The sequence below is a fragment of the Mesorhizobium sp. C264A genome, assembly GCF_040324515.1.
In the GTDB taxonomy this organism is placed as follows: Bacteria; Pseudomonadota; Alphaproteobacteria; order Rhizobiales; family Rhizobiaceae; genus Mesorhizobium.
Genome location: NZ_JAMYVY010000002.1, coordinates 2,552,956 through 2,577,179 on the forward strand (window position 1 = coordinate 2,552,956; position 24,224 = coordinate 2,577,179).

General features: G+C 63.4%; 27 protein-coding genes. 10 read left to right on the plus strand and 17 right to left on the minus strand.

Going from position 1 to position 24,224, the window contains the following annotated elements:
* Nucleotides 1-33: 33 nt before the first annotated feature.
* Nucleotides 34-630 (plus strand): GNAT family N-acetyltransferase, encoded by a 597-nt coding sequence (locus NKL04_RS31535; protein WP_023701057.1) that lies wholly within the window; start codon nucleotides 34-36, stop codon nucleotides 628-630.
* A gap of 69 nt (nucleotides 631-699) precedes the next feature.
* On the opposite strand, the gene NKL04_RS31540 is transcribed toward NKL04_RS31535, so the two are convergent.
* The 7 genes from NKL04_RS31540 to flhA all read right to left on the minus strand — a co-directional run bounded on the left by NKL04_RS31540 (nucleotide 700) and on the right by flhA (nucleotide 6,271).
* On the minus strand, nucleotides 700-984 hold the full coding sequence (locus tag NKL04_RS31540) for an SCP2 sterol-binding domain-containing protein (RefSeq protein ID WP_023671921.1): 285 nt from the start codon (nucleotides 982-984) through the stop codon (nucleotides 700-702).
* Nucleotides 985-1,179: 195 nt separating this feature from the next.
* Nucleotides 1,180-1,728 carry a hypothetical protein gene (locus tag NKL04_RS31545; RefSeq protein WP_023683275.1) on the minus strand — a complete coding sequence of 183 codons (549 nt, stop codon included), beginning with the start codon at nucleotides 1,726-1,728 and terminating at the stop codon, nucleotides 1,180-1,182.
* A gap of 28 nt (nucleotides 1,729-1,756) precedes the next feature.
* Nucleotides 1,757-2,173, minus strand: a complete 417-nt coding sequence (locus NKL04_RS31550; RefSeq protein ID WP_023671919.1) for a hypothetical protein — start codon at nucleotides 2,171-2,173, stop codon at nucleotides 1,757-1,759.
* Between the two features lie 13 nt (nucleotides 2,174-2,186).
* Entirely contained in the window at nucleotides 2,187-2,759 is a 573-nt protein-coding gene (locus NKL04_RS31555) for a rod-binding protein (protein WP_023701058.1), read from the minus strand.
* Between the two features lie 290 nt (nucleotides 2,760-3,049).
* Entirely contained in the window at nucleotides 3,050-3,433 is a 384-nt protein-coding gene (locus NKL04_RS31560) for a hypothetical protein (protein WP_023701060.1), read from the minus strand.
* A gap of 1 nt (nucleotide 3,434) precedes the next feature.
* Nucleotides 3,435-4,187, minus strand: coding sequence for a flagellar biosynthetic protein FliR (fliR, locus tag NKL04_RS31565; RefSeq protein ID WP_023686374.1), 753 nt, complete (start codon nucleotides 4,185-4,187; stop codon nucleotides 3,435-3,437).
* Entirely contained in the window at nucleotides 4,184-6,271 is a 2,088-nt protein-coding gene (gene flhA, locus NKL04_RS31570; RefSeq protein ID WP_023671908.1) for a flagellar biosynthesis protein FlhA, read from the minus strand. The genes fliR and flhA overlap by 4 nt, the downstream gene beginning before the upstream one ends.
* 123 nt (nucleotides 6,272-6,394) lie before the next feature.
* Here flhA and NKL04_RS31575 point away from each other — a divergent pair, with 123 nt between their 5' ends.
* The 9 genes from NKL04_RS31575 to NKL04_RS31615 all read left to right on the plus strand — a co-directional run bounded on the left by NKL04_RS31575 (nucleotide 6,395) and on the right by NKL04_RS31615 (nucleotide 14,008).
* Nucleotides 6,395-6,694, plus strand: a complete 300-nt coding sequence (locus tag NKL04_RS31575; RefSeq protein WP_023671907.1) for a putative quinol monooxygenase — start codon at nucleotides 6,395-6,397, stop codon at nucleotides 6,692-6,694.
* A gap of 523 nt (nucleotides 6,695-7,217) precedes the next feature.
* Complete coding sequence (locus NKL04_RS31580; protein WP_023671906.1) at nucleotides 7,218-7,502, plus strand: hypothetical protein; 285 nt, start codon at nucleotides 7,218-7,220, stop codon at nucleotides 7,500-7,502.
* Nucleotides 7,503-7,573: 71 nt separating this feature from the next.
* On the plus strand, nucleotides 7,574-8,227 hold the full coding sequence (locus NKL04_RS31585; protein ID WP_027049833.1) for a helix-turn-helix domain-containing protein: 654 nt from the start codon (nucleotides 7,574-7,576) through the stop codon (nucleotides 8,225-8,227).
* Nucleotides 8,228-8,264: 37 nt separating this feature from the next.
* Nucleotides 8,265-9,341 (plus strand): extracellular solute-binding protein, encoded by a 1,077-nt coding sequence (locus NKL04_RS31590; protein ID WP_023686368.1) that lies wholly within the window; start codon nucleotides 8,265-8,267, stop codon nucleotides 9,339-9,341.
* Nucleotides 9,342-9,363: 22 nt separating this feature from the next.
* Nucleotides 9,364-10,236: an ABC transporter permease gene (locus NKL04_RS31595; protein ID WP_023701062.1), complete on the plus strand. Its 873-nt coding sequence runs from the start codon at nucleotides 9,364-9,366 to the stop codon at nucleotides 10,234-10,236.
* Complete coding sequence (locus tag NKL04_RS31600; protein WP_023671902.1) at nucleotides 10,236-11,033, plus strand: ABC transporter permease; 798 nt, start codon at nucleotides 10,236-10,238, stop codon at nucleotides 11,031-11,033. The genes NKL04_RS31595 and NKL04_RS31600 overlap by 1 nt, the downstream gene beginning before the upstream one ends.
* Nucleotides 11,030-12,145: an ABC transporter ATP-binding protein gene (locus NKL04_RS31605; protein ID WP_023701063.1), complete on the plus strand. Its 1,116-nt coding sequence runs from the start codon at nucleotides 11,030-11,032 to the stop codon at nucleotides 12,143-12,145. Before NKL04_RS31600 ends, NKL04_RS31605 begins: the two co-directional genes overlap by 4 nt.
* 50 nt (nucleotides 12,146-12,195) lie before the next feature.
* Nucleotides 12,196-13,581: an NAD(P)/FAD-dependent oxidoreductase gene (locus NKL04_RS31610; protein ID WP_023701064.1), complete on the plus strand. Its 1,386-nt coding sequence runs from the start codon at nucleotides 12,196-12,198 to the stop codon at nucleotides 13,579-13,581.
* Nucleotides 13,582-13,639: 58 nt separating this feature from the next.
* On the plus strand, nucleotides 13,640-14,008 hold the full coding sequence (locus NKL04_RS31615; protein WP_081725355.1) for a cupin domain-containing protein: 369 nt from the start codon (nucleotides 13,640-13,642) through the stop codon (nucleotides 14,006-14,008).
* A 23-nt stretch (nucleotides 14,009-14,031) separates the two neighbouring features.
* On the opposite strand, the gene NKL04_RS31620 is transcribed toward NKL04_RS31615, so the two are convergent.
* The 10 genes from NKL04_RS31620 to NKL04_RS31665 form a co-directional block, all read right to left on the minus strand.
* Nucleotides 14,032-15,675 (minus strand): MFS transporter, encoded by a 1,644-nt coding sequence (locus tag NKL04_RS31620; RefSeq protein ID WP_023671898.1) that lies wholly within the window; start codon nucleotides 15,673-15,675, stop codon nucleotides 14,032-14,034.
* 223 nt (nucleotides 15,676-15,898) lie between these two features.
* Nucleotides 15,899-17,767, minus strand: a complete 1,869-nt coding sequence (asnB, locus tag NKL04_RS31625; protein ID WP_023691732.1) for an asparagine synthase (glutamine-hydrolyzing) — start codon at nucleotides 17,765-17,767, stop codon at nucleotides 15,899-15,901.
* 71 nt (nucleotides 17,768-17,838) lie between these two features.
* Nucleotides 17,839-18,105, minus strand: coding sequence for a flagellar biosynthesis protein FliQ (fliQ, locus tag NKL04_RS31630; protein WP_023671896.1), 267 nt, complete (start codon nucleotides 18,103-18,105; stop codon nucleotides 17,839-17,841).
* A 24-nt stretch (nucleotides 18,106-18,129) separates the two neighbouring features.
* Nucleotides 18,130-18,537 (minus strand): flagellar hook assembly protein FlgD, encoded by a 408-nt coding sequence (flgD, locus tag NKL04_RS31635; RefSeq protein WP_023683289.1) that lies wholly within the window; start codon nucleotides 18,535-18,537, stop codon nucleotides 18,130-18,132.
* Nucleotides 18,537-18,980 carry a flagellar biosynthesis repressor FlbT gene (flbT, locus tag NKL04_RS31640; RefSeq protein ID WP_023683290.1) on the minus strand — a complete coding sequence of 148 codons (444 nt, stop codon included), beginning with the start codon at nucleotides 18,978-18,980 and terminating at the stop codon, nucleotides 18,537-18,539. Before flbT ends, flgD begins: the two co-directional genes overlap by 1 nt.
* Nucleotides 18,977-19,324 carry a flagellar biosynthesis regulator FlaF gene (flaF, locus tag NKL04_RS31645; RefSeq protein WP_023671893.1) on the minus strand — a complete coding sequence of 116 codons (348 nt, stop codon included), beginning with the start codon at nucleotides 19,322-19,324 and terminating at the stop codon, nucleotides 18,977-18,979. Before flaF ends, flbT begins: the two co-directional genes overlap by 4 nt.
* A gap of 30 nt (nucleotides 19,325-19,354) precedes the next feature.
* Nucleotides 19,355-20,398, minus strand: a complete 1,044-nt coding sequence (locus NKL04_RS31650; protein ID WP_023683291.1) for a flagellar hook-associated family protein — start codon at nucleotides 20,396-20,398, stop codon at nucleotides 19,355-19,357.
* Nucleotides 20,399-20,401: 3 nt separating this feature from the next.
* Entirely contained in the window at nucleotides 20,402-21,856 is a 1,455-nt protein-coding gene (flgK, locus tag NKL04_RS31655; RefSeq protein WP_023701067.1) for a flagellar hook-associated protein FlgK, read from the minus strand.
* Between the two features lie 176 nt (nucleotides 21,857-22,032).
* On the minus strand, nucleotides 22,033-23,286 hold the full coding sequence (locus tag NKL04_RS31660) for a flagellar hook protein FlgE (protein ID WP_023701068.1): 1,254 nt from the start codon (nucleotides 23,284-23,286) through the stop codon (nucleotides 22,033-22,035).
* 93 nt (nucleotides 23,287-23,379) lie between these two features.
* Entirely contained in the window at nucleotides 23,380-24,048 is a 669-nt protein-coding gene (locus NKL04_RS31665; protein ID WP_023683295.1) for a response regulator transcription factor, read from the minus strand.
* Nucleotides 24,049-24,224: the final 176 nt, after the last annotated feature.

Here is a 24,224-nt window from a genome sequence, read left to right on the forward strand (position 1 = left end):
TGGAACAAGCTCCGCTCGTGAAGGATCGCGGAAATGGACATTGTAAATTACATTGATGGCATTGGATTCTCCCCCTCGACGGGGGAGATTGCCGGCGCCATTCCCATCGTCGCCGAAACTGCGGCAGACATTGCATCGCGTGAAGCGTTGCTCGATCGCGCCATGGGGCCGATGCGGCGCAAGAAATCGTCGGAGAAGCTGCGGCGTGGCCGCCGGCCTTCCGAAGGCCTCGCCTTCGTGGCGCGTGATGCGGCGGGCGCGGTGATCGGCACTGTGCGGCTGTGGGATGTAAGGCTGGGCGAGGGCGGCCCGGCGGCGCTCCTGCTCGGGCCGCTCGCCGTCGATCCGGCGCTGAAGAACGCCGGCATCGGCTCGGCGCTGATGCGCCATGCTTTGGCCGAGGCCGCGCGTCTCGGCCATGCCGCGATGCTGCTAGTCGGCGATGCGCCTTACTATGGCCGCTTCGGCTTTTCGGCGGAGAAGACAGGCGCGCTCGCCATGCCTGGACCTTACGAGCGGCGCCGCTTGCTGGCGTTGGAGCTGATCGAGGGTGCGCTCGACGGCGCGCATGGCACGCTGAAGGCTGCAGGTCGCAAGCTCAAGGCACAGAGGCTGTCGCTGGCCGCCTGATTGTCCAAAAACAAACGCCGCCGGTCGTTTGCATTTCAGCGAGGGCGGCGTTTTGTTTTTGCGAAGGGCTCAGCCGATCAGTTGGCTGAGCGCCATGGCGACCGACATATCGCCTTCGACCTTTATCTTGCCGGACATGAACGCCATGGTCGGGTTGAGGTCGCCGGCGATCAGCGAATCCAGATCGTCGAGCGACAGCTTTATGGTGCAGTCGGTCGGCGCGTCGGTGGTCGAGACGGTTGCACCGTCGATGACGATGACGCCGTCACTGCCGGTATCGAACTTCACGGAATGTTCGAACCCGGCGCTCGCCACGCGCGACCTCATCTTCTCGGCAATGTCCTGAACGCTCATGACTGTTCTCCTGGTCTCGTTGCGTTTTGCCGCGCTTCAGTGACCGGCCTCCGCCGAAGTCGCTGTCTCGCGCGTGCCGCGATCCTGGTCGCTTGGCGCATATAGCTTCGAGTTGACGTAAACGTCAACGCGCGATGCGTCATCTCGTTTCAGTCGGAAGGAATGCGGCAGAGAACATTCACCCTGCGACGAAGGTTAGTGTTCAGCAGCGGGCTTCGCCGCCTCGGCCTGGGCCGATTCCGCCGGGGCCGGTTCGGTCGGCGTGGCCGGATCCTTGCGGCGGCGCATGGCGTTGTCGCGGATTTCATCCTTGGTCAGGAAGTTGACTTGGTCTATCAGCACTTCATGCACCAGGTCGGCGCCGACGCGGGCGTTGACGGTGTCGCGTATGGCCTTGCGGAAGGCATCGAGATCGATGGTTTCCTTCTTGGTGAAGTCGATCTGAGGATTGGAGTAGAGATAGGAATAGACCTGATCGGTCATCAGCGCTTCGGCCGGGATCGACATCTTCTTTATCTCGGCCGGCTCGACCGTGTAGACGAGCTTGGTGAGGAAATAGCCGTCGATCTTGGAATCGCGGATCAGCGGCACCGAGATGATGTCGGTCTTGACGTAGTCGAGGCCACCCAGCATCGGTTTCGGCGTCTCGCCGACGCCGCGCTCACCGGCCGCCTGGAACGAATAGAACACCGCGCCAAGCGTGGCGGCGCAGATCCAGATCGCGGCGGCGATGAATTTGATCACCGGTTGTTCCCGCCTGTTGCCGAGATCATCAGCTCGCCCAACCGAATTCACCGGCCGAATAGGTGCCGTCGGCTTCGGCGCGCTGAATGGCGTTCTTCAACAGCGTGGCGACTTCGTTGACCGCGTTGAGGTGGGCGAGGATTGCAGCCTCGTTTTTCGCGAGCTTCTGGCGCAGCCGCGCCAGACTGTCGCGATGCTGTTCCAGGAATTCGATCTCGTTGGCGCCCTTCATGGCGCGGGTCAGCTCATAGAGGTAGCGGCTCTTGCGGGCGTTGGAGGCCTTGAGGTCATAGCTGGTGTCGTTCTTCAAACCGGCCGTCTCTTCCTCGACCGCTTCCTCGATGCGGCCGATGATGGCGGCAAGGTTGCCCGGCCGTGCAAACGGGATCGGCGCTTCGGACGTACGCGCCGGCAGGTTGGAAGAGTATTTTGAAAAATCGGCCATTGAAAATCCTGGTCTAGATCTTGATTTCGGTTTTGATGGTCGTCTCGTCGCCGGTCATCGACCGTGCGGCCTTGCGCTGCAATTCCTCGACCAGCGAGGTGGACAGCCGCGCCTGCTGGTCGATCTCGGTCTTGTGCGGCCCGGTTGACACCGGGCCGATCGGCACGGTGCGCTTGCCGTCCTTGTAGTGGTCGGCGAGCAGCGATTTGGCAATGCCGATCCCTCCGCGCTCGGCCATGACGTCGGCGACACGCTCGGCAAGCTGCGATTTCCACATGTCGCCGGCCAGCCCCTTGCCGTAGACGCCCTCTGTGTCCTTGGGCAGCATGTTCTGGATGAAGGTCTGCAAGACCATGGCCTCGAACTTCTTGAATTTTCCCGCGGGATCGGCGCCTGCCGCGGCCTTGTCGGCCGTGGCACGCGACAAGATCGAGCCGGTATCCACCGAAGCCGCCATGTCGACCAAAAAGGCGCCGCCAACGCCGTTGGCCCGCTTGGCCAGCGCGGCACGGGCAGCCTCGATATCCGTCGGGTCGACGGCTCGGGCAACATCGAGAACGATGTCGCTGGGTGGAGAAATCGCCAAGAAAGTCCGCCTCTTTGCCGGGTTTCCTGAGCGACCATGCCGCAGCAAGCTTGTGGCAGGCTTGCCGGCTCGAAATCCTTCGCCGGATGCTAGGCATTGCTATCAGCAGCGGCAACTCCGGCTGGGTCGATGCGATCTGGTCGTTTGCGGTGGGCGCTGCCGGCGTCGCCATGGTCAGATCGTAGGTGGCGTAGGCGCAGAGGCCGAACACGGCGCCGTACACCCAACACAGCCCGCCGCACGGAACGAAACCGAACGCCGTCCGCAGGTGACCCGGCTCTAACTTCCGATTATTCCTGCCCTCGCCTCTGCGCGATCAGATCGAGCCGGTCGCGGTCGGAGCGTTCGCGTTCGTCCTGTCGGCGCACGTCCTTGTAGGCGCGCTCGACCATGTTGGTGCGCGCCGTCGCAGTGGCGATGAGCGTGACCTCCTGCCTGGCGCTTTCCAAGCTCGCTTCCTGCCGGACCAGCGCATTCGCGATGCGGCGATGGTAGAGGTCAGGGAACAGCACCGCCATCGACTGGTCGGCGTCGAAATGCTGGACTAGTTCCTTGGCCTCGGTTTCGGCGGTTGCCGCTGCCGCCAGGAAGGCCGCATGGCGCGTCTCGTGCAGGGCCTTCAGCTGCTCCTGCACCTTGACCAGTTTCTTCAGCCGTTCCTTGCGCGTGCTCATCTCACCTCGCCAGCGTCAGGTCGACAAAGCCGTCGACGAACAGCGACAGCATGGTCCCGATGGCGAAATAGAAGATGATCATGCCGCCGGCGATGACGAAAGGCAGCGAGATGAAGTAGACCGGGATTTGCGGCGTCAGCTTGTTGACGAAGCCGATCGTCAAATTGACCAGGATGGCATAGGCGATGAACGGGCTGCCGAGCCGGATGACCAGGAAGAAGGCGTCCGACACCGTGTCGGTGAGATCGACCAGGGCGGCCTGCGGATTGAAGAAGACGTTGACCGGCGCCACCGTGTAGGAGGCGACCAGAGCGCGGATGATCTCGTGGTCGAAATCGAAAACGAAGAGCAGCAGCAGCGCCGAAAACGAGATGATGGCGGCGAGCGCCGCCTGCGGTTCCGGCTCCTCGATCGCCGGTCCGCCTGTGCCGCCATAGCCGATCAGCATGGCGATGGCCGAACCCATGAAGCGCAGCGCCTCCATGTAAAGCCTGGTCATCGCGCCGATCAGCCCGCCGACCAAAAGTTCGGAGATGATCATCGGCGCCAGCACCTGCGGACGCGCATCGACGAAGGGAAAGATCTTGTCCCACAGGAAGGCGAGCAGGCCACCGGTTGCGGCGATCGACGCGAACAGCCGAACCTGGATCGGCACGCGGGCGCTGGACAGGCCCGGCATCAGCATGAAGCAGGCGCCGATGCGACAGAAGGCGAGGAAGGCGGCGATGACGACGCCTTGCGACAGTATGTTCACGAGATCGTCCCGAGCACCTTGATCTCGACGCCCTTGGCGATTTCGACATGGGAGAGAACGGGAAGCGTCGTGAACAGGCGCTCGATGATCATGCGCACATAAGGCCGCGCATCGGGCGCGGTGACGAGGACAAAACGCTCGCCGGCCTCGAGATGCTTGCGGATCGCCTTGGTCGCGTCCTGGCCGAATTCCTCCAGCTGGCGCGGGTCGATGTCGAATTCGCGCACCTCGCCCTTGGCGTCGCGCTTGAGGCTCTGGTGGAAGGCGAGGTCCCAGCGGTTGCCGAGGCGCAGCACCTTGAGCATGCCGCCCTCGGAGAGATCGCCGCAGATCTGTTGGGCCATGCGGATGCGGACATGCTCGACGATCTGCTCGGTGCGGCGCACATGCGGCGCGATCTCGGCGATGGCCTCGATGATCAAATGCAGGTTGCGGATCGATACGCGTTCGGCCAGCAGCAATTTCAGCACCGCCTGCAGGCCGGGATAGGAGATGTGCGAGGTGCAGATCTCGTCGGCGAGCTTGCGGTATTCCGGATCCTGGCGCTCGAGCAGCGCCTTCATGTCCTTGTAGGACAGAAGCTGCGGCAGGTTGTTGCGGATCACCTCGGACAAATGGGTGAGCAGCACCGACATGTTGTCGGCAAAGGTGTAGTTCTCGCGCTTCAGATCCTCGGCGAAGGTTTCGAGCACCGAGAAGGCGCGCATGCCGAAGGCCGGCTCGCGGATTTCCTCGCCGGGAACGTCGGGCAAATCCCGGTTGCCGAGCAGCACCATGATCTCGCCGACGCGCATCTGGTATTCGGCGACGACGGTGCCGTGGACCTTGATCTGGTAGCTTTTCGGCGGGATGCCGAAATCGTCGGCGACGCGCACTTCCGGCACGACGAAGCCATATTGCGTGGCAAATTTCTTGCGCATCTTGGCCATGCGGAACACCAGTTCCTGATGCGACACCAGCAGCCGCGTCGACAGCTGTTTGCCGATCAGAAGCTCGATCTCGGCGGTGGTCAGCGAAGCCTTGACCGAGTTCTTCTCTTCCTCGACCTTGTTCGCCTTCTCCAGATCCTTGATCGCTTCGGCGGCGGCAGCCTCGCGGTTGGCGCGCATCGGGATGACGTAGCCAAGGCCGGCCATGCCGGCGGCTAGCGTGAAGAACGGGAAGAACGGCAGGCCGGGCATCAGGCCGAGCAGGACGAGCAGCGAGGCCGCGACATAGAGCGCGCGCGGATGCGCACCGAGCTGGCCGAACACCGCCTGGTTGGTCGAGCCGCGCGTGCCGCCCTTGGACACAAGCAGGCCGGCGGCGAGCGAAACGATAAGCGCCGGGATCTGGGTGACGAGGCCGTCGCCGACCGACAGTTTGATGAAGACATCGGCGGCTTCGCCCATGCCCATGCCGTGCCTGATGTAACCGATGGCGATGCCGCCGACGATGTTGATGGCGGTGATGATGAGGCCGGCAATGGCGTCGCCGCGGACGAATTTCGAGGCGCCGTCCATCGAGCCGAAGAAGGAGGATTCCTCTTCCAGCTCGCGGCGGCGCAGTTGCGCTGTCTTGTCGTCGATCATGCCGGCGGACAGGTCGGCGTCGATCGACATCTGCTTGCCGGGGATCGCGTCGAGGGTGAAGCGGGCGCCGACTTCGGCAATACGGGTGGCGCCTTTGGTGATGACGATGAAGTTGACCACAATCAGGATCATGAAGACGATCAGGCCGATGACGAAATCGCTGGCCATCACAAGTTTGGAGAAGCCGGCGATGACATAGCCGGCGGCGTGCGTGCCCTCATTGCCGTGCGACAGGATCATGCGCGTGGTGGCGATGTTGAGCGATAGCCGTAGCATGGTGGCGATCAGCAGCACGGTCGGGAAGGACGAGAAATCGAGCGGCCGCTGGATCCACAGCGCCACCATCAGGATCAGCACCGACAGTGCGATCGAGAAGGCGAGGCCGATGTCGATGAGGAAGGCCGGGATCGGGAGGAACAGCACGGCCAGGATGATGACGATGCCGATGGCGAAGAAGACATCGCGGCCGTTCTTGGCCACTGTTCCTGTCGCTAAGCTTTCGCTGACGGCCATATCGTCCCCAATCACAAGCCTGCCGAGCACGCGACAGCCCTTCGAGCCTAACCGGTCAAGCTTGCGCGAGGGTGGGAGGACTGGTTACTTGCCAGGACGACAGAGGCCTTGAGGAGAGAGATCATGCTGGTGATCATCGGCACCATTCGCCTGCCTGCGCAACTGCTCGACGAGGCAAGGCCGGCCATGCGGCGCATGATACTGGGCAGCCGTGCGGAGCCCGGCTGCATCGAATACTCCTACGCGCAGGACGTGCTCGACGTCGGGCTCATCCATGTAACCGAGGTGTGGAGCGACAGGGCCGCGCTCGACGCGCATTTCCGCTCGCCTCACATCGCCGATTGGCGGGCGAGCTGGGCATCGCTCGGCATAGGCGAGCGCAACCTCATGCTCTATGAGGCCGGCGAGCCGAAGCCGATCTGAGGACCGGGCACAGTCAAGAAGGCGTGGGCCCAAGAAAATCTAGCAGGCGTTGACCTGTCTGCAGGACCATCCGCCGCCATCGGTATCGTGGCAGTCTTCATAGCTGCCGTAGCAGGTGTTCGTCGAATTGCGATACCAAGGGTAGCCGCCGGGACAGCAAACATCTTGTTGTGCAGTCTGGATAAATTCCTTTGCCGGCCGGCTTTGGTTTTCCGGATTGCCTCCCGCCAAAAAAGAGACATCGGGTGTGACACAACAGACCTAACCGGCATATCCATGCTTGAATTGCTCGCCGCAGACGAGCTCAAAAAAATCATGCCAACAGCTAATGAAAAAAATCCCCGCGCACTCATCTTCTCCTCCTTGAGGGAAATAGAGACGGCCAAAAATAACACAGCTGCGTCGATTGCGTAAGCGATCGCTCATATACCTCGACACGCTCGCGGGGAATTGAAGCGGGGCGGCAAGCCTGACTGCGCCTCAGCGCCAGAATGGCGCCGCAAGCAGCCGGCATTATGTCGGCGTGCTGATCGTCGCCGAACTGCACAGCGATCCGTCCGATGGTGAGACGCCGGTGCTGGCGCCGGCCAAATTCCGGCATGCGGTGCTGGTGCCGACCATGAACGTCCGGTCCACCGCCGAAACCATCCAGCGCGCCGTCGCCGAGGAACTGGCGGTGGTCGAGAATTTCGACAACCGGGCCGTTGTCGGGCTTTTGACCGAGGGCCATCTGATGCGGCGCTACGCGGAGGAACTCGACAAGGCGCGGCGCGACCGGGCGAAGACTAGGCCTCGGCCGGCATCTTAAATGTCCCTACTCGGCGCTTGCCACGTGTACAGTGTCACTGTACAAATTGTTCAGTGGGAGAAAAAGACGGGATGAGCACCGACCAGGCTCCGGTCAAGAATGGCGTCGCCTCGACGGCGACGCATGCCCATCAGATGCTGGGCCAGCGGCTGAAGAGCCTGCGTCTCGGCCGGCGGCTTTCGCTGCGCGAACTCGCCGAGCTGACCGGGACCAGCGCCAGCTTCATCAGCCAGCTCGAGCGCGGCCTGACCGGCGCCAGCACCGCCTCGCTCAACCAGATGGCCTCGGCGCTGGGTGTAAGCGTGGCGATGCTGTTCGAGGATAGTGCCGCCGGGCAGCGCGGGGTCTTGCTGCGCAGCGAGCGGCCGAGCCTGCCGCCCAGCGACGGCTGCCGCAAGATGCTGCTCTCGCGTCCCCCTTTAAGCGACATGGAAGTCTATGTCGGCGAGTTCGAAATCGGCGGCTCGACCGGCCCAGCGCTCTACACCCATGGCGACGCGCACGAGATGCTCGTCGTGCTGCGCGGCATCGTCGAGGTTTCGCTCGGCGATGTCAGGCATGTGCTGGAAGAGGGCGACAGCATCGAATACGCGACATCGACAGCACATCGCTCAGAGAACATCGGCAGTGGCCGAGCCGAGGTGATGTGGATCATTGCGCCACCGACTTCGGTGCGCGCCGAACTCGATCAATACAGGGCCTGGAAACCGCTCGCAGCCAGGTAGGTTCAATCCATGCGGGTCAAATGGGAGAACAATAATCATGCTGAAAACAAGACATCTTGGCCTTGGCGCCGTGCTGGCGCTCGGCGTTCTGGCAACCGCAGCGTTCGCGCAGGAAAAGCCTGTCGCGGGTGAGGTCAAGGAAGGCTCGCTCAAGGGCAAGACGCTGACGCTCGTCTCTTATGGCGGCATCTACCAGGACGGCCAGGCCGCCGCGCTCAAGGAGTTCGTCGAAAAGTCCGGCGCCACGCTGCTCAATGACGGGCCGACAGAGATCGCCAAGCTGCAGGCGCAGGTCGAATCCGGCAACGTCACCTGGGACGTCGTCGACACCGCCGACCTGCCGCCTTACGTCTATTGCGGCAAGCTGTTCCAGAAGCTTGATTTCAGCAAGCTCGACGTCTCCAAGGTGCCCGAGGGCCAGGTCGGCGAATGCTCGGTGCCGGCCATGAACTACGGCGTCGTGCTGATGTACAACAAGGAGAAGTATGGGGATAACCCGCCCAAGAACTGGGCCGATTTCTTCGACACGGCAAAATTCCCCGGCACGCGCGCGCTCGACGGTTCGGGCGACCCGACGGGCGGCCTGCTGGAGCAGGCGTTGAAGGCCTCTGGCGGCGACCCGAAGGCGATGACGGTGGCCGACATCGACAAGGCCATCGATGTCATCCGCAAGCTCGGTCCCGACACGATCTATTGGAAGACCGGCGCTGAATCGCAGCAGCTTGCCGAATCTGGCGAAGCCGACATGCTGATGATGTGGACCGGACGTGCCATGACGGCGGTGAAGAACGGCGCCAAATATGCGCCGGCCTGGCAGGACTGGCTGGTGGTGATGGACCAGATGACCATTCCGGTCGGCGTCAAGGATACGGATGCGGCTTATGCGCTGCTCAATGCCTATCTCGGCAAGGGGGCGCAGGAGATCCTGGCGCAGCAGACCTCCTATACGCCGATCAACAATGACGCGCAGCCCAAGGTCGATGCGTCGGTCGCCGCCTTCCTGACCAACACGCCCGAGCGCCAGAAGCAGGGTTACAAGCAGAACATCAAGTTCTGGGTCGAGAACTTCCCGGTGGCGCAGGAGAAGTGGTCGGCGCTGATGGCCGGCAACTGAACAGCCAAGTGAGAGCCAGGCCGTGAGCGCGTCCGAACCCATCGCCCAACCCGCCGCCCATGCGCGGTCGGGTCGGGCATGGCGGCCGTTCGCGCTCACGGCGCCGGCGCTCATCCTGCTCGTCGCGGTGATCGGGTATCCGCTGCTCACCATCGTGCTGCGCAGCCTGTCGGAACCTGAGTGGGGGCTGCAGAACTATGCCTGGTTCTTCGGCGCGCCGGTCAACCTGACAGTGCTGCAGCGGACTTTCGTCATTTCGGCTTGGGTGACGCTGGTCTGCGTCATCGCGGCCTATCCCTATGCCTATCTGATGACCGCGGTCGGGCCGCGCGTCCGGCTGGTGCTTGTGCTTTGCGTGCTGATCCCGTTCTGGGTGAGTGGTGTGGTGCGAACGCTGTCATGGGTGATCCTGCTGCAGGATTCGGGCGTCATCAATTCGTTGCTGCGCTCGGTCGGGTTCGGCGCGGTCAAGCTGATCCGCACCCAGACCGGCGTGGTCATCGGCATGGCGCAGGTGCTGTTGCCGTTCATGATCCTGCCGCTCTATTCCGTGATGCAAGGCATCGACCTCAGGCTGATGCGTGCGGCGCAAAGCCTCGGTGCGCGGCCGTCGCGCGCGTTCTTCACCGTCTATCTGCCGCTGTCGCTGCCCGGCGTCTATGCCGGCGCGGTCATCGTCTTCATCCTGTCGCTCGGCTTCTACATCACGCCGGCTTTGCTCGGCGGCCCGCGCTCGACCATGCTGTCGACGCTGGTGCAGACGCAGGTGCTGAGCCTGCTGCAATGGGGCAGGGGCGGCGCCATGGGCGTCGTTCTGCTGGTCACCACCTTCGTGCTGCTGGCGCTGGCAGCACTTGTGATGCGGTCCAGGCATCGGGAAGCGGGGCGGCGCTGATGGAGATGAAGCCGCTCACCCGCGTTCTTCTCGGGCTCGTCTGCCTGCTGGTGGCGATATGGCTGGTGGCGCCGACGCTGGTCGTGGTGCCGATGTCGTTCAACGAAAACAAATCGCTGGCGTTTCCGCCGCAAGGCTTTTCCTGGCAGTGGTACCAGAATTTCGCCACCAATCCGGACTGGTCGAACAGCTTCCTGAATTCGCTGAAGGTCGCCTCGATCGTGGCGGTGCTGGCGACGGTGCTCGGCACGCTTGCCACCTTCGGCCTCGACCGCATGAAGGCGCGGCCGGCGAACCTTTTGCGTATGCTGATGCTGACGCCGATGGTGGTGCCGGGCGTGGTGCTGGCGATCGGCATCTATGCCGTCTATCTCGACACGCAGCTCGTCGGGACGCTGCTCGGCTTCGTGCTGGCCCACACCATCCTTGCGCTGCCCTTCGTGCTGATCGCGGTCTCGGCCAGTCTCGAAGTGTTCGACCGCCGGCTGGAGACAGCCGCAGCCAGCCTGGGCGCCGGCGCACTGACCACGTTTCGCACGGTGACGCTGCCGCTGATCGCGCCGGGCGTGCTCTCGGGCCTGCTGTTCGCCTTCGCCACCTCGTTCGACGAGATTGTCGTGTCGCTGTTCATCACGAACCCCTATCTCAAGACATTGCCGGTGCAGATCTTCGCCTCGATTACGCGCGATGCCGACCCGACGGTGGCGGCCGTCGGCACGATCCTGCTTTTCGCGACCACGATCCTGATCGCCGGCGGCATGCTCCTTCTTGGCCGCGAGCGGAAAGGACGCCAATGAATCCGAAGCCGACAAGCAAGGGCGCCTCGATCGATCTCGAAGCGATCAGCAAGGCCTATGGCGGCTTCAAGGCGCTGGACGGCGTGTCGCTGCGCATCGAGCCCGGCGAGTTCATGACGCTGCTTGGCCCCAGTGGTTCGGGCAAGACGACGACGCTCAACGTGATCGCCGGTTTTACCGACGTCACCAGCGGCAAGCTTTTGGTTGGGGAAAAGAGCGTCGTCGGCGTGCCGGCGCACAAGCGCAACATCGGCGTCGTCTTCCAGCACTACGCGCTGTTCCCGCATATGAGCGTCGGCCGCAACGTCGCCTATCCGCTGACGCTGCGCGGCGTCGACCAGGCGACGCGGCAGACACGCGTGGCAAGGGCGCTCGACATGGTCAAGATGGGCGATTTTGCGCATCGCTATCCCAGCGAATTGTCGGGAGGCCAGCAGCAGCGCGTGGCGTTGGCACGCGCCATCGTCTTCGACCCGCCGCTGCTCTTGATGGACGAGCCGCTCGGCGCGCTCGACAAGAAGCTGCGCGAATGGCTGCAGCTCGAGATCAAGCGCATCCACCGCGAGCTCGGCACCACCTTCGTCTATGTCACGCACGACCAGGAAGAGGCGCTGGTGCTGTCCGACCGCGTCGCCGTGTTCAACCGCGGGCACATCGAGCAGGTCGGCACCGGCCGCCAGCTCTATGACGAGCCGGCAACGCTGTTCGTCGGCCGCTTCATCGGCGATTCCACCGTGCTGCGCGGCGAGGCGCGCAGCGATGGCAACAGCACCGCGCTGAGCATCGCCGGCGAGACGGTGACGGTACCGCGTAAGCTGTCGGGAGAAGCCAGCCCGGTGATGCTGCTGCGTCCCGAAAAGCTCGCGATCCGAAGAGCCGGCCAAAGTGCTGCCAATGGCGCCAACCGCCTGTCGGGGACGATCGCGGAAGCCATCTATCTCGGCTCGGAATCGAAATACGAAGTTAAGCTCGCCGACGGCTCGGCCGCGATCGTGCGCTCACCGCTGACCGGCGAGAGTTTTGGCCTCGGCGACAAGGTCGAGCTCTGCTTCGACGGCAGCGACGCCAAGCTGCTGGCGGACGACGCAAGCGCCGACACCACACTCACCTGATTCCATCTGGCCTGATCCCATCTGGCCTGATCTCATCTGAAAGTCATTCCATGCAAGCCAAGCGCAACGGCGACATATCGTTCTGGTATGCGGATCTGGGGGCGGTTCCCGTTCCGCGCCCGTCCTTGCCTGGAAACATCGAGGCCGATGTCGCCATTGTCGGCGCCGGCTATACCGGCCTGTGGACCGCCTACTATCTGAAAAAGGCGAAGCCATCGCTGCGCGTCGTGATCGTCGAGCGCGAATTTGCCGGCTTCGGCGCTTCGGGGCGCAATGGCGGCTGGCTGTCGGGCGGCTTCAGCTGGTCGCGCGAAAAATATCTCAAGACATCGAGCCGCCAAGGCGTGATGGCGATGCAGGCGGCGATGGCAGGCTGCGTTGATGAAGTGATCCGGGTCGCGACCGAGGAAGGCATCGACGCCGACATTCGCCGCGTCGACAATCTGACGGTGGCCACCAACGCAGCGCAGTTGGAGCGCGTGCGCGAAGAATGCGAGACGATCCGTTCCTGGGATGTCGACCCGAACCGCGTCGAGATGCTGGACGCCGCCTCAACGCGCACGCGCATCAACATCCGTAACGTCATGGGCGGCTTCGTCGTCCATGGCCAGGCGCGGGTGCAGCCGGCCAAGCTGGTGCGTGGGCTTGCCGATGCCGTCGAGCGGCTGGGCGTGCCGATCTATGAGAAGACGACGGTGACAAGCATCGCCAAGGGCAGCGTGACGACAGACCGCGGTACGGTGCAGGCGGAGACGATCATCCGCGCGACCGAGGGTTTTACATCAGGCATCCCCGGCGAGGAGCGGACCTGGCTGGCGCTCAACAGCGCGCAGATCGTGACTGAGCCGCTGCCGCCCGACCTGTGGCGCGACATCGGTTGGGAAGGGCACGAACTGCTCGGCAATGCGGCGCATGCCTATTGCTATGCCCAGCGCACGCGTGAGGGACGCATCACGATGGGCGGACGCGGCGTGCCTTATCGCTACGGCTCGCGCACCGACGTCAACGGCCAGACGCAGCAGGCCACGATCGACCAGCTGCACACGATCCTGACGACGCTCTTGCCGCAGACCAAGGGATGCCGCATCGATCACGCCTGGTGCGGCGTGCTCGGCGTGCCGCGCGACTGGTGCACCACGGTCGGCCTCGATCCCGCGACCCGCATCGGCTGGGCCGGCGGCTATGTCGGCCTCGGCGTGTCCAGCTCCAACCTTTCGGGGCGCACGCTGGCTGACCTTGTTCTCGGGGCAAACACCGAGCTGACGAAGCTGCCCTGGGTCAACCGCAAGGTCAGGCCATGGGAACCGGAGCCCTTCCGCTGGCTGGGCGTGCATTCGATGTACCAGCTTTATCGCATTGCCGATGGCCGCGAGGCGGCAGGGCTTGCGCGCACCTCGAAGCTGGCCGCGTTGGCCGACAGCATCACCGGCCACTAAAGCCATTTGTTCTCACGCAATTCCGGGGCAGACCCCTTTCCTGGAATTGCTCTTATCCATGGAGCTAGACTTGATCGATCTTTCGACCTTCCACGATCTCGCCAAGGCCGAGATCGGCGCGTTCTCTCCTAAGCCAAGCTCGATTGAAGGCGATCAGGTCGAGGCCGTGCGCTCGTTCTTTCAATCGCCTGACGGGACTGTCGATGTCGGCATCTGGGAATGCACGCCCGGCCGCTTCACCGCCGATCGTTCGGACTCGTCGGAGATCTGCCACATCATTTCGGGGCGCGTGGAACTGAGCCGCATCGATGGCGAGGTGCGGGAACTCGGTCCGGGCGATCTCCTCGTCCTGCCGCAGGGCTGGAAGGGCGAGTGGCTGATACGCGAGACCACGCGCAAGCTCTACATGATCCAGAGCGCCGGCTGACCGGCGCTACGGCTATGGCGAGCTCAGTGATCGATCGGCCCCTTCGGCGAGACCAGCGCGGTGCCGGCGGTCGTCGGGCGCTCGATCAGGCGGCGCACGCGCGGCGGTTCGTCGCCGCTGTGCAGCGCCCGCACCCGCTCGCCGACGACGGCGTCGGCATGGGTGGCGCGCCGGTTGTGGCGGATGTATTCCAGCCAGGTCGGCGTGTGGTAGTGTTCGATCCAGACTGCGGGATTTTCTAGGTCCCGAGCCAGCGTCCAGTTGCGGGCGCCGTCGCGGCGGCGGATGCGCCCGCGCTCGGCCATGGTGGCGAGGAATTCGGGTACATCTTCGTCGCGGATAATGTACTCTATCATGATGGCGATGGGGCCGCTGCGCGGCTTCAGGTCGAGGCCGAGATGCGGCTCCTTGAAGCGGTTGAGCGGGTCGAGGTTGAGAGTCGTCTGCTGCGGCAGCGGCAGGAACAGGCCGATGGCGCCGCCAACAAGCATCGCGATGGCCGCCGCAATCAGCGCGGTTTCGGCGCCATGCGCATCGGCAACGACGCCCCAGATCCAGCTGCCCAGCGCAATGCCGCCGAAGGTCGCCGTCTGGTAGACCGACAGCACCCGGCCGACGACCCAGCGCGGCGTCGACATCTGCACCGTGACGTTGAAATGCGACAGCGCGATCACCCAGCAGGCGCCGCCGATGAGCAAACCCGCCGCAGTCTGCCAGGCATTGAGGCTGATGGCGGCATTGAAGGCGCAGACGGCAAAGCCGGCGAAGGCCATCCGCACCATCGTCTCGCTGGACAGCAATTGTCTGAGACGCACGCTTATCAGCGCGCCGCCGACGGCGCCGATGCCGAAGGCGCCGAGCATGATGCCGTAGGTCAAGGCATCGCCCTTGACGACGTCGCGCGCCACCAGCGGCAGCAGCGCCAAAACCGCGCCGGCGCTGAAGCCGAAGGCGGAGCCCCTGACCAGCACCTTGCCGATGTTGGGCGACATGGCGACATAGCGCAGGCCGGCGCCCATGGCGGCGCCCAGCGTCTCGCGCGGAAGCGTCGAGACCGGCAGCTCCGGCTTCCAGCGGAAGAGCACGATGATGAGACCTATATAGCTCAGCGCATTGGCGGCGAACGCAGCAGCCGCACCAGCGGCGGCAACGATGATGCCGCCGATCGCCGGGCCGACGCTGCGTGTCAGGTTGAAGCCCAGTGAATTGAGTGCAACCGCGGCCGGCAGCTTGTTGCGCGGCACCATGTCGCCGACCGATGCCTGCCAGGACGGGTTGTTGAGCGCCGTGCCGCTGTCGATTAGGAAGGTGAAGGCAAGCAGCGTCCACGGCGTCATCCAGCCGTTCCAGGTGAACAGCGTTAGAAGTGCAGAGACGACCAGCATGAAGATTTGGGCGATCAGCATCACCTTGCGCCGGTTGAAGCTGTCGGCGATGGCGCCGGCGACGAGTGCAAACAGCATGATCGGCAGAGTGGCCGAGGCCTGGACCAGCGCCACCTGATAGGGCGACGTGGCGATGGTGGTCATCATCCAGGCGGCGCCGACGCCCTGGATCAGGCCACCGAAATTCGACACCAGGCTGGCCGACCAGACGGCGCGGAAGATGCCGTGCCGGAACGGCGCCAGCGCCGAAACGCGTTCGCTGTCCGGCTCGTCATCGATCATCAGACCTGTCCCACCTTAACGTGCTGGTTTCGTCCGCGGGGACGACAATCATGGCATCCGTTTGAAATAGAGCACGACATCCAAAAGGGCGAACGCGTCTTCGAAAAAGATCATGGTCCAACAACAGGATAGCAAGGCGAAAATACGTCAGCCGGGAATGGTCCGCTACCCAGAGCGATGTTCTCATTGGTCCACTGCGCGGGGCTGTCGGCCGCGCGCGAAGTCAGCTTCTGTCCCGGGCAGCGGTATGCAAGGCTTCGGTCAGCGTGCCTGTCGTCTCGCCGCCGGCGTGAAGGCGCAGGAAAAGCTCCATGCCGACAAGCCGCAGCCTGGACGGTTGCTCGCGCCGCGCCAACTGGACCATGTCCTCCAAATTCGCGGCGGGCCATTTCAAGGCATCGCGCAGGAAACCGCCGCGTAGCAAAGTCTCCGTGCCGGCCGAAAATTGCGACGACATCTCGAAGCCGATCTTGCGCGCCTGGACGTTCTGGCGCGGAATATGCTTTTCAGCGACCTTTCGCAAAAGCCATTTTCCTGTTTTGTCGCGGTATTTCTGCCGCCTCGGCAAATGGATGGCGAAGTCGATCAGGCGGTTTTCCAGGAACGGGACCCGCAGTTCCACGGACGCCGCCATGCTCAGCCGGTCGTGCCGGTGCAGGATGTCCTGCAGATGCGAATAGAGGTCGTAGAGGCAACTACCGAGAAAGGCGCGATCCGCGGGCGGCATAACCGGCTCCAGGCGGTCGAAGATCTCGGTTTGCAGAAAATTCAGCTCCGGCGACAAAGCACGCAGGACCATGCTGCGATCCATTTGTGAGTGGCTTCCAGCCGAGACCTTGTAGGGGGCATGACGCTGTTGCTCGAATCTCCGGTCGAGCGAGCGCTTCGAATGGACCAGGCGCCGGGGCCACGACCAGGAACGCCACTTCTTCATGCTCAAGGCCTGCAAGGGGTAGCCGCCAAACAATTCGTCTGCGCCTTCGCCGGTGAGCAGCACCTTGACGCCATCGGCCCGGCATCGTTCGGCAAGCGCCAGCAGTGCGACATGGCTGGCGTGCCAGCCATCGCTTTCAAGATGCCAGATTACCCTTGGCCAAAGTTCGAAAAACCGGTTCCTGTCGACCGGCACCCGGCGCAAGGGCACGCCGACATGGCGGCCGGTGCGTTCGGCGTCTTCGGCCTCGCTGTTGCCGAGCTGCGGGTCGACGACATAACCGTGGACTTCCGGCCTGAACCGCTTTGCCAGCGCCGTTATCAGGCCGGAATCGACACCGCTGCTGCAGGCGGTGGCAACGCTGGTATCGGCGATGCAGTGAAGTCCGACGCTGTCCTTGAGCAACGCCTCGAGCGTCGCCATGTGTTCAGCATCAGCGGATGCATCGCCGGTAATGCGCGCGGTCTCCAGCACGTCCAGCACATGCCAGAAGCGGCGCTTCTCGATAACGCCATCGGTGATCTTCCACAGGCCGGCGGGCGGCAGGCGCTCGATGCGGTCGAACAGGCTGTAGCTGGAATCGCGGCTCTGCCAGGCAAGCCGCAAGGTGATCTCGCGGCTGTCGATGTCGCGCGGAAAACCGTCGCAGGCGAGGATCGCCTTGTCCTCCGAGGCGAACAGGATTCGCTCCGGCGTGTCGGCCACCGACATCGGCTTGATTCCAAGACGGTCACGCGCAAGCCACAGCGCACTGCTGCGAGCGTCGAAATAGGCGAAGGAAAACATCCCGTCGAACAGCGGCACGGCTTTTTCGGGACCCCAGTGATGCAAGGCTTCGAGAACCACTTCGGCATCGCAGATGGTTCGAAAGACGACGCCTTGCGCCTGCAGCGTTTCGCGCAGCGAGCGGTAATTGTAGACCTCGCCATTGTAGACGAGAACGCCATCGCCGGAAGAAGTCAGCATCGGCTCACGGGCGGCGGGCGAGGGATCGATGATGGTAAGCCGGCGGTGACCGAGCGCCAGCCGATTGTTGTGCCAGCTGTCATGATCGTCGGGGCCGCGATGTACCAGCGCCTGCATCATGCTGGCGACATCCGACAGGTCGTTGGCGTCGATCGGGTTTCGTTTGCGCCAGACGCCGGCTATTCCGCACATGGCCTGCCGGTGAGTTCTGCCTGAGTCATGGCCTGCAATCTAGCCGGAACACAGCCGCCTGCAAGCGCTGCCTAGAACCCGTTTTCGATGCGTTCGAAGATGACGTTGGTGAAGGCCGATATCTGGCTGCCGATGAACGGACCGGTCAGCGCCACGACCAGCATGATGGCTACGATCTTGGGTACGAAGGTCAGGGTGATTTCCTGGATCTGGGTCAGGGCCTGGATCAGCGCGATGCCGATGCCGACCACCATGGCAACCAGCACCACCGGCGCGGACGCGACGAGCACCGTCCACACCGCATACTGGACGATGTCTAGGGCGTCGGCCTCGTTCATGTGAGCGCGCCTCTATGGAACTGTCTAGCTGGCCGGCTTTATCGAAACGCCCGCGCCGACCGGCACTTCGGTGCCGTTCTGCAGCACGGCGATCACGCCGTTGCTTGCAAGCCTGACCGAGGCCACGACGCCGGTCGTCTTGCCGTCGGCCGAGGTGATCGAACGGCCGATCAGGGCATCGGCCTGCGACAGCGCCGACGACTGCATGATCTGGTCGAGCTTGGTGTTGGTCTGCACCGATTGCTCGACCTGCGAGAAGGTGGCGAGTTGGGCGACGTACTGCGTCGAATCCATCGGTTTCGTCGGATCCTGGTTCTTCATCTCGGCGATCAACAGCTTCAGGAACGACTGGTAGTCGACCGCTGTCTTCGACGTCTGCTGGGTACCCTGGTTGGCGCCCGTGGGGATCGTCGTCGTCATGTCCACATTCATCAGTATTGTGCTCCCACGGCCAGCGGGCGCTTCGCACCCTGAACATCGTCATTGCCGCCAAGTGCGCGGCGTTCGAGCGGATAAAGCGCGCGGATAGCCTTCAGCGCTTCATAGATATGGTCTTCGCCGACCATGCGGTCGATCTGCTTCAGCGCGCCACTGATCTGCTCATCCTCGAAGCTTGCCAAAAGCAAGGGCAGCGAGCGGCGGAACATGGCGCGCGCCTCGATGGCGCCGGCCGGGTTCATCAGCATCACCTGCAGGATGAAATAGAGCTGCTTGAGCGGCGTCGAGGCATCGTCGGCCTGGATGACATGGTTCTCGAGCAGGAACTGTACGTCGTTCATCAGCTCGACGGTGACCTTGCGGTCGACGCGGATGACGGCGCCGTTGATGTAGATCTTCTCGTTCGGCTTCAGCGATATCTTCAGCGTGTTGGTCATTGAATGCCGTCCCGGATGATCTGGGACACTTCGATCAGCCCTTCGAAATTGTCGGTGCGGCCCTGGCGGATGTCCTCGGCCTCGCGCAGCAGCCACAGGCCGATGGAGATGAGGTTGGCGCGCAGTTCCTTGGGCAGGACATTGTCGCTGGAACCGAGATCCTCGACGAAGGTGGTCCAGACCCGGTTGGTGAAGTGCAGCGCTTCGACTGCCTCCATCGAGGTGTGGCCGACCGCCGCCGCCGCCGCCAGCATTTCGATCGAGCGGGTCAAAAGCTGCCGCTCGCGATCTTTCGCATCGGCAACGGAGTCGGTCTGGATGTCGGCGTAGGAGAATTGGTACATCGTTTGGCTCTACCGTTGCGGTTGAGATTGTCAGGTCAGGTAGTTCAGCAGGCTCATCTGCTGCAGGCGCGCGGTCAGCGCGAAGGACGTCTCGATATGCTGCGTCAGATCCGCGACGCGGGTGGCGGCCTCGGCCGGATCGACGCCCTCCAGATCGAGGATATGGCGCTCGAACAGGTCGACCTGCGTCTTCATGCGGTCGCTCGCGTCGGAAACACGCTTCTCGGCAAGGCCGGTCTCGGCCTGCAACTGGCCGAGTCCGCCCAGCGCCTCGCCGACCATCGCCTGGGCGCGACCGACGACGGTGGTCTTCGCCGCCTGGCTGATGTTGCCGGAGAGCAGGCCGGTGACCAGGGCGGAAGCCATGGCGAGCTTGCGGATGCTGTCTTCATTGGCGCTGGCCGAGGTCTGGGTGGTTTCGCCCAGCGAAATGCGGCTGACGATCTGCTGGTCGGTGGCGTTCGACCAGTTGGCCTGCCAGCCGGCGCCCATGAACTGCGGCACGACATTGCTGGTGATGAAGCCGTCCATCTGGGCGGCGGTGATGTTGGCGGCGAGCGGATCGGTCTGCGTGAAGCCGAAATACGACGAGAAGGAAGCGTCGAACGCCGCCTTGGCCGGCGAGCCGGCGGCGGTGAAATCGTCGATCGGCTTGACGTCGGTGTTGGTGCCGGCAAACAGATATTCGCCGTTGACGCTGGCATTGAGGATAGAGGTCATCTGCTGCACGGCGGCCTTGCCGGCTTGCTGCGTGATGGTGCTCGAGGAATTGCCGGCGGCGGTCAGTGCGGTCAGCAAATTCTGCGCAGTGTCGGAAAGCTGGCCAAGCGCAGCCTGCGTCGAGGACAGCCGAGCGGTGACCAGCGAATTGGAATCGATGATGACGTTCAACCGGTCGAGGTCGCGCGAGAAGGTGACCGCCTGCGAGGTGCGCGCGCCGAGCGCCAGACCGACATCGGCGACGGTGCCGGTCGTCGATTCCTTAGTGGCTTTGACCAGTTCGCCCTGCATGCGCATCTGCTGATAGCGCGCGGCGTTGGAGAGAGCGGCTGAGGAGACGGATGTGGCTTTCATGGCTTATCCCACGGCATCGAGCAGGGCCGACAGCATGTCGTCGACGGTTTTCATCATGCGCGCCGAGGCCTGATAGGTGTGTTCGAGGTCGAGCAGCAGCGACATCTCCTGGTCGACATTGACGCCGGTGTCGTTGGACAGCGCCTCGGCGGTGCGCGATGCCAGCGCTTCCTTGGCGTCTGCATTGCTCGAGGCCTGCTGGCGCTGGCCTTCGAACCAGCCAATGGCATTGGCGGCGTAGTCGGAGACGCTGGACGTCACGGTGATGCCGGCCGCAGCGTCGAAAGGCATCGGCTTGTCGAGCTTGTCGCCATAGCCGATCAAGAGCTGCGAATAGGAGGCGTTGCCGGCGGTGTTGGCGATATACGCCGCACCATTGGCGCCGCCGTCGCGCAGCAGCACCGGATTGCCGCCGACGCTCGGGTCCATTGCGGCGTTGACCTTGATCGAGCCGGCAAGCCCGTCGATCAGCGTGCCGGCGGCCGGAATGGCGGGCGCACCCGACCAGGTGAACAGGCCGGTTCGGTCGGGCTGCGAAGGTGCTGTTTCGGCAAAGGCGGTGATGAGGCCGCGCGCCACTTCGTCGAGCTGGCTCTGCATCGTCGCCGCGACGCCGTCGCGCAAGGTAATGAGCCCGGCGAGCTTGCCGTCGGCGCTGGTGTTGCCGCCAGCCCCGGCGCTGACCGGCACATTGTCGATGTAGATGGTGTTGCCTGGTGTGCCGGCCGTGTAGCCCGCCGACGGGGTGAAACTTACCGAGCGCGGAATGGTCTCGAACAGTGTCGTGCCGTCCTTGGTGGTGATGACCATGTCGTTGTCGCCCCGCGTGAAGGTTGACACCGGCACATAGTCCGCGATCTTCTTCAGCAAAGCGTCGCGCTGGTCGAGCGCGTCGGATGCGTCGGTACCCGAACGGGTTGCGGAGATGACCGCCTTGTTGGCGTCCTGGAACTGACTAAGCAGCGAGTTGAGATCGTTAACCGCCGTTGATATCTCGCCATCGGCCTGGGTGCGGAAATCCTGGATCGCGTTGGTGCCGTCGTTCAGAGCGCGCACCACCTGCTGGGCCGCGTCGATGACGCTGGAGCCGAGGTTCTGGTTGGATGGCGTAGCGGCGTAAAGCTGCAGCGCGTTCTGCAGCTTGCCGATCGCGGTCGAGGCAGAGGAGGCGTTGTCGACGCCGTTGACGGCAACGGCGAGGCGGTCAATTCCGCTGTAAAGCGTGCTCTGGCCGCTCCATGCCGATTGCGCGCTAAGGTTCTGGCGAAACAGCAGGGCGTTGGTGGCGCGCTGGATCTCGACCGAGCGGGCGCCGGGCGCGCTGCTGACGACGACCGCCGTGCGGCGGGCATAGTCGGGGTTGCTGGCGTCGGCAATATTGCGGGAAAGGACGCTGGTCTGCTTCGATGTGGTCTGAAGCGACTGTTGGGCTATGGTCAATGCGGAAGTCAGCGACATGCGGGTCTTTCACGAGGCCAGTGGGGAGGGGATGACGTCTCTGCCCTGTCGGCGGCGTCGGCGTTCGGAAACCTGCAATTCCAGACCACCCCGGCCGGTTTGCCGGTGTGGCCTTGAATTCGAAATCCGCGCACCGCGCTGCTCTGGTTTGGGTTCATTCCCCTGGCGCCCGTCGTTTATCTCTTCAGGTTGACAAGGACATCCATGAGGTCGGAACCGGTCTGGAACACTTTCGAGTTAGCGGTGTAGCTGCGCTGCGCCGCGATCATGTTGGTCAATTCCTCGGCGATATCGACGTTGGAATTTTCCAACGCGCCGGAGATGATGCTGCCGAGCTTGCCTTCATTGGCGAAGCCGATGCGCACGGTGCCGGAGTCGGTGGACTGCGCATAGACATTGCCAGGCAGTGCGGTGAGGTTGTCGGCGCTCTGGACGTCGGCCAGTGGGATCTTGAACAGCGGCTTGGTCGAGCCGTCCTGATACTGGGCGTAAATGACTCCGTCCTCGCCGATCTGGATCTTTTCGATCGTGCTGGGCGCGTTGCCGTTGACCTTGGCTTCGGAGACCGTGAAGCCGGTGCCGAGCTGAGTCAGCTTGGACAAATCGAGGTCGAGCGACGCACCGCCCGGTACGGGGATCGTTATGCTGTCGACCGCGCCGGTTAGCTTGCCGGTGGTGGTGTCGAAGGTCAGGTTGGCCGTGGCCAGCGCGCCGCCCGTATAGGGGAAGGATGTGCCCGGCGTCGCCTGGGACTGGTCGAACACAGAGACCGACCAGGCGCCGGTGCCGGTGTTGGTGAAATAGAGGTCGAGCAGCTTCTTGTTGCCGAGATTGTCGTAGGTGACCATCGAGGATTTCGACGTGTATTCGGCGGTCGGGCTGTTGGTGGACGGCAGCGGACCGGCGGGCGGCGTGGCGCCGGCCGGCAGATTGGCGTTGAAGTTGCCCGCGGTGCTGGGCGTCGCGGTCATTTCCTGGTCGGAGATCTGGACCGGCACCAGCCCTTCGAAACCGTTGGCGGTGGCAGCCGGTGTGCCGTTGGCGTAGCTGTAGGCCATCAGCTGGTAGCCGGCGGCGTTGACCAGTCTGCCCTGAGCGTCGGGAACGAATGCGCCGGCGCGGGTGAGGAAAGGCGTTCCGCTGGGGTCCTGGACGACGAAGAAACCGTTGCCGTTGACCGCAAGGTCGGAAACCGAGGTCGTGTACTGCAGCACGCCCTGGGCGCTGATGGCCGAGCGGATGGTGGTGTTGACGCCGCCGGAATTATAGGCGCCGCCGACCTGCGGCATGATCAGCGTCGAAAACTCGGCCGAGGATCGCTTGTAGCCGGTGGTGTCGGAATTGGCGATGTTGTCGGCTGTGGCCGAAAGGCGGTTGGCCTGCGCGTTCATGCCGGAAACGCCGGTCCGCATCATTCCGTAAAGGCTCATCGAACGTCTCCTCAATGCCCAACATCGTTGGGCCTATGTCTGTGGTCGCGAGGATATAATTTCTGTCTTGCGCGAGGCTGGCGCAGACCGCCATCAGAACACCAGCCGGTAGCCAAGGAAGCGCTTGGAATCTATCGGGTCCTGGCCGAGCTTTTCGCGCAGCTTCTTGCGCAATTTGGAGATGTGGCTCTCGACGACGTTCTCCTCGACCTCTTCGTCGAAGATGCCGTAGATGGCGTTGAAGACCTGGGTCTTGGTGACGCGGCGTCCGCGGTTGCTCGCCAGATATTCGAGGATGCGGCGTTCGCGGCGCGGCAGAGGCAACGGCTGGCCATCGATCTCGGGATCGCGGCCGTCCATGAAGATGCGCATGGCGCCGATCTCGGTATAGCTGACGTCCTCATGGGCGCGGCGGCGGATGGCGGTGATGCGGGCCAGGATCTCCCGGATATGGACCGGCTTGCGGATGACGTCGTCGACACCGCTCTCGAACAGCCGCAGCGTATTTTCAAGCGAGTGCTGTTCGCTGAGCGCGATAACCGGAGCGCCGGTGCGGTCGCGGATCTGGCGTGGCGAGATGGCGCCTTCGCGGCAGTCGCCGATGAGGAAGGCTCGGACCGATCGCAAATCCGTGTCGGCGGCCGATGTCACCCACTCGCCGAATTCACCGGACGCGAAGCCTGCACAGGCGACGCCCTCACGATCGAAAAGTGAATTATAGCCTTCAGTTACGAGCTCACGCTCGTCAACGATTACAATCATCGGCCCCGCCTCCGAATCAGATCATCTGCCCCGTGGGAAGAGCCGTAACCGGTGCCGGGAATCCTGAACAACCATCATTTCTTGTAGCTATTTTCTTGGGAGTTATTTCGAGTTTCGAAATAACCGCAATCAGGAGGTTGTATCGTTGGTTGCCGAACGGGTGACGTGGCACGTCA

Coding starts and splice junctions, on each gene's coding strand:
- NKL04_RS31535 (WP_023701057.1), top strand. CDS start 34: ATGGACATTGTAAATTACATTGATGGCATTGGATTCTCCCCCTCGACG.
- NKL04_RS31540 (WP_023671921.1), bottom strand. CDS start 984: ATGAGCGTTCAGGACATTGCCGAGAAGATGAGGTCGCGCGTGGCGAGC.
- NKL04_RS31550 (WP_023671919.1), bottom strand. CDS start 2,173: ATGGCCGATTTTTCAAAATACTCTTCCAACCTGCCGGCGCGTACGTCC.
- NKL04_RS31560 (WP_023701060.1), bottom strand. CDS start 3,433: ATGAGCACGCGCAAGGAACGGCTGAAGAAACTGGTCAAGGTGCAGGAG.
- flhA (WP_023671908.1), bottom strand. CDS start 6,271: ATGGCCGTCAGCGAAAGCTTAGCGACAGGAACAGTGGCCAAGAACGGC.
- NKL04_RS31575 (WP_023671907.1), top strand. CDS start 6,395: ATGCTGGTGATCATCGGCACCATTCGCCTGCCTGCGCAACTGCTCGAC.
- NKL04_RS31585 (WP_027049833.1), top strand. CDS start 7,574: ATGAGCACCGACCAGGCTCCGGTCAAGAATGGCGTCGCCTCGACGGCG.
- NKL04_RS31590 (WP_023686368.1), top strand. CDS start 8,265: ATGCTGAAAACAAGACATCTTGGCCTTGGCGCCGTGCTGGCGCTCGGC.
- NKL04_RS31600 (WP_023671902.1), top strand. CDS start 10,236: ATGGAGATGAAGCCGCTCACCCGCGTTCTTCTCGGGCTCGTCTGCCTG.
- NKL04_RS31605 (WP_023701063.1), top strand. CDS start 11,030: ATGAATCCGAAGCCGACAAGCAAGGGCGCCTCGATCGATCTCGAAGCG.
- NKL04_RS31610 (WP_023701064.1), top strand. CDS start 12,196: ATGCAAGCCAAGCGCAACGGCGACATATCGTTCTGGTATGCGGATCTG.
- NKL04_RS31615 (WP_081725355.1), top strand. CDS start 13,640: ATGGAGCTAGACTTGATCGATCTTTCGACCTTCCACGATCTCGCCAAG.
- NKL04_RS31620 (WP_023671898.1), bottom strand. CDS start 15,675: ATGATCGATGACGAGCCGGACAGCGAACGCGTTTCGGCGCTGGCGCCG.
- asnB (WP_023691732.1), bottom strand. CDS start 17,767: ATGTGCGGAATAGCCGGCGTCTGGCGCAAACGAAACCCGATCGACGCC.
- fliQ (WP_023671896.1), bottom strand. CDS start 18,105: ATGAACGAGGCCGACGCCCTAGACATCGTCCAGTATGCGGTGTGGACG.
- flgD (WP_023683289.1), bottom strand. CDS start 18,537: ATGAATGTGGACATGACGACGACGATCCCCACGGGCGCCAACCAGGGT.
- flbT (WP_023683290.1), bottom strand. CDS start 18,980: ATGACCAACACGCTGAAGATATCGCTGAAGCCGAACGAGAAGATCTAC.
- flaF (WP_023671893.1), bottom strand. CDS start 19,324: ATGTACCAATTCTCCTACGCCGACATCCAGACCGACTCCGTTGCCGAT.
- NKL04_RS31650 (WP_023683291.1), bottom strand. CDS start 20,398: ATGAAAGCCACATCCGTCTCCTCAGCCGCTCTCTCCAACGCCGCGCGC.
- flgK (WP_023701067.1), bottom strand. CDS start 21,856: ATGTCGCTGACTTCCGCATTGACCATAGCCCAACAGTCGCTTCAGACC.
- NKL04_RS31660 (WP_023701068.1), bottom strand. CDS start 23,286: ATGAGCCTTTACGGAATGATGCGGACCGGCGTTTCCGGCATGAACGCG.
- NKL04_RS31665 (WP_023683295.1), bottom strand. CDS start 24,048: ATGATTGTAATCGTTGACGAGCGTGAGCTCGTAACTGAAGGCTATAAT.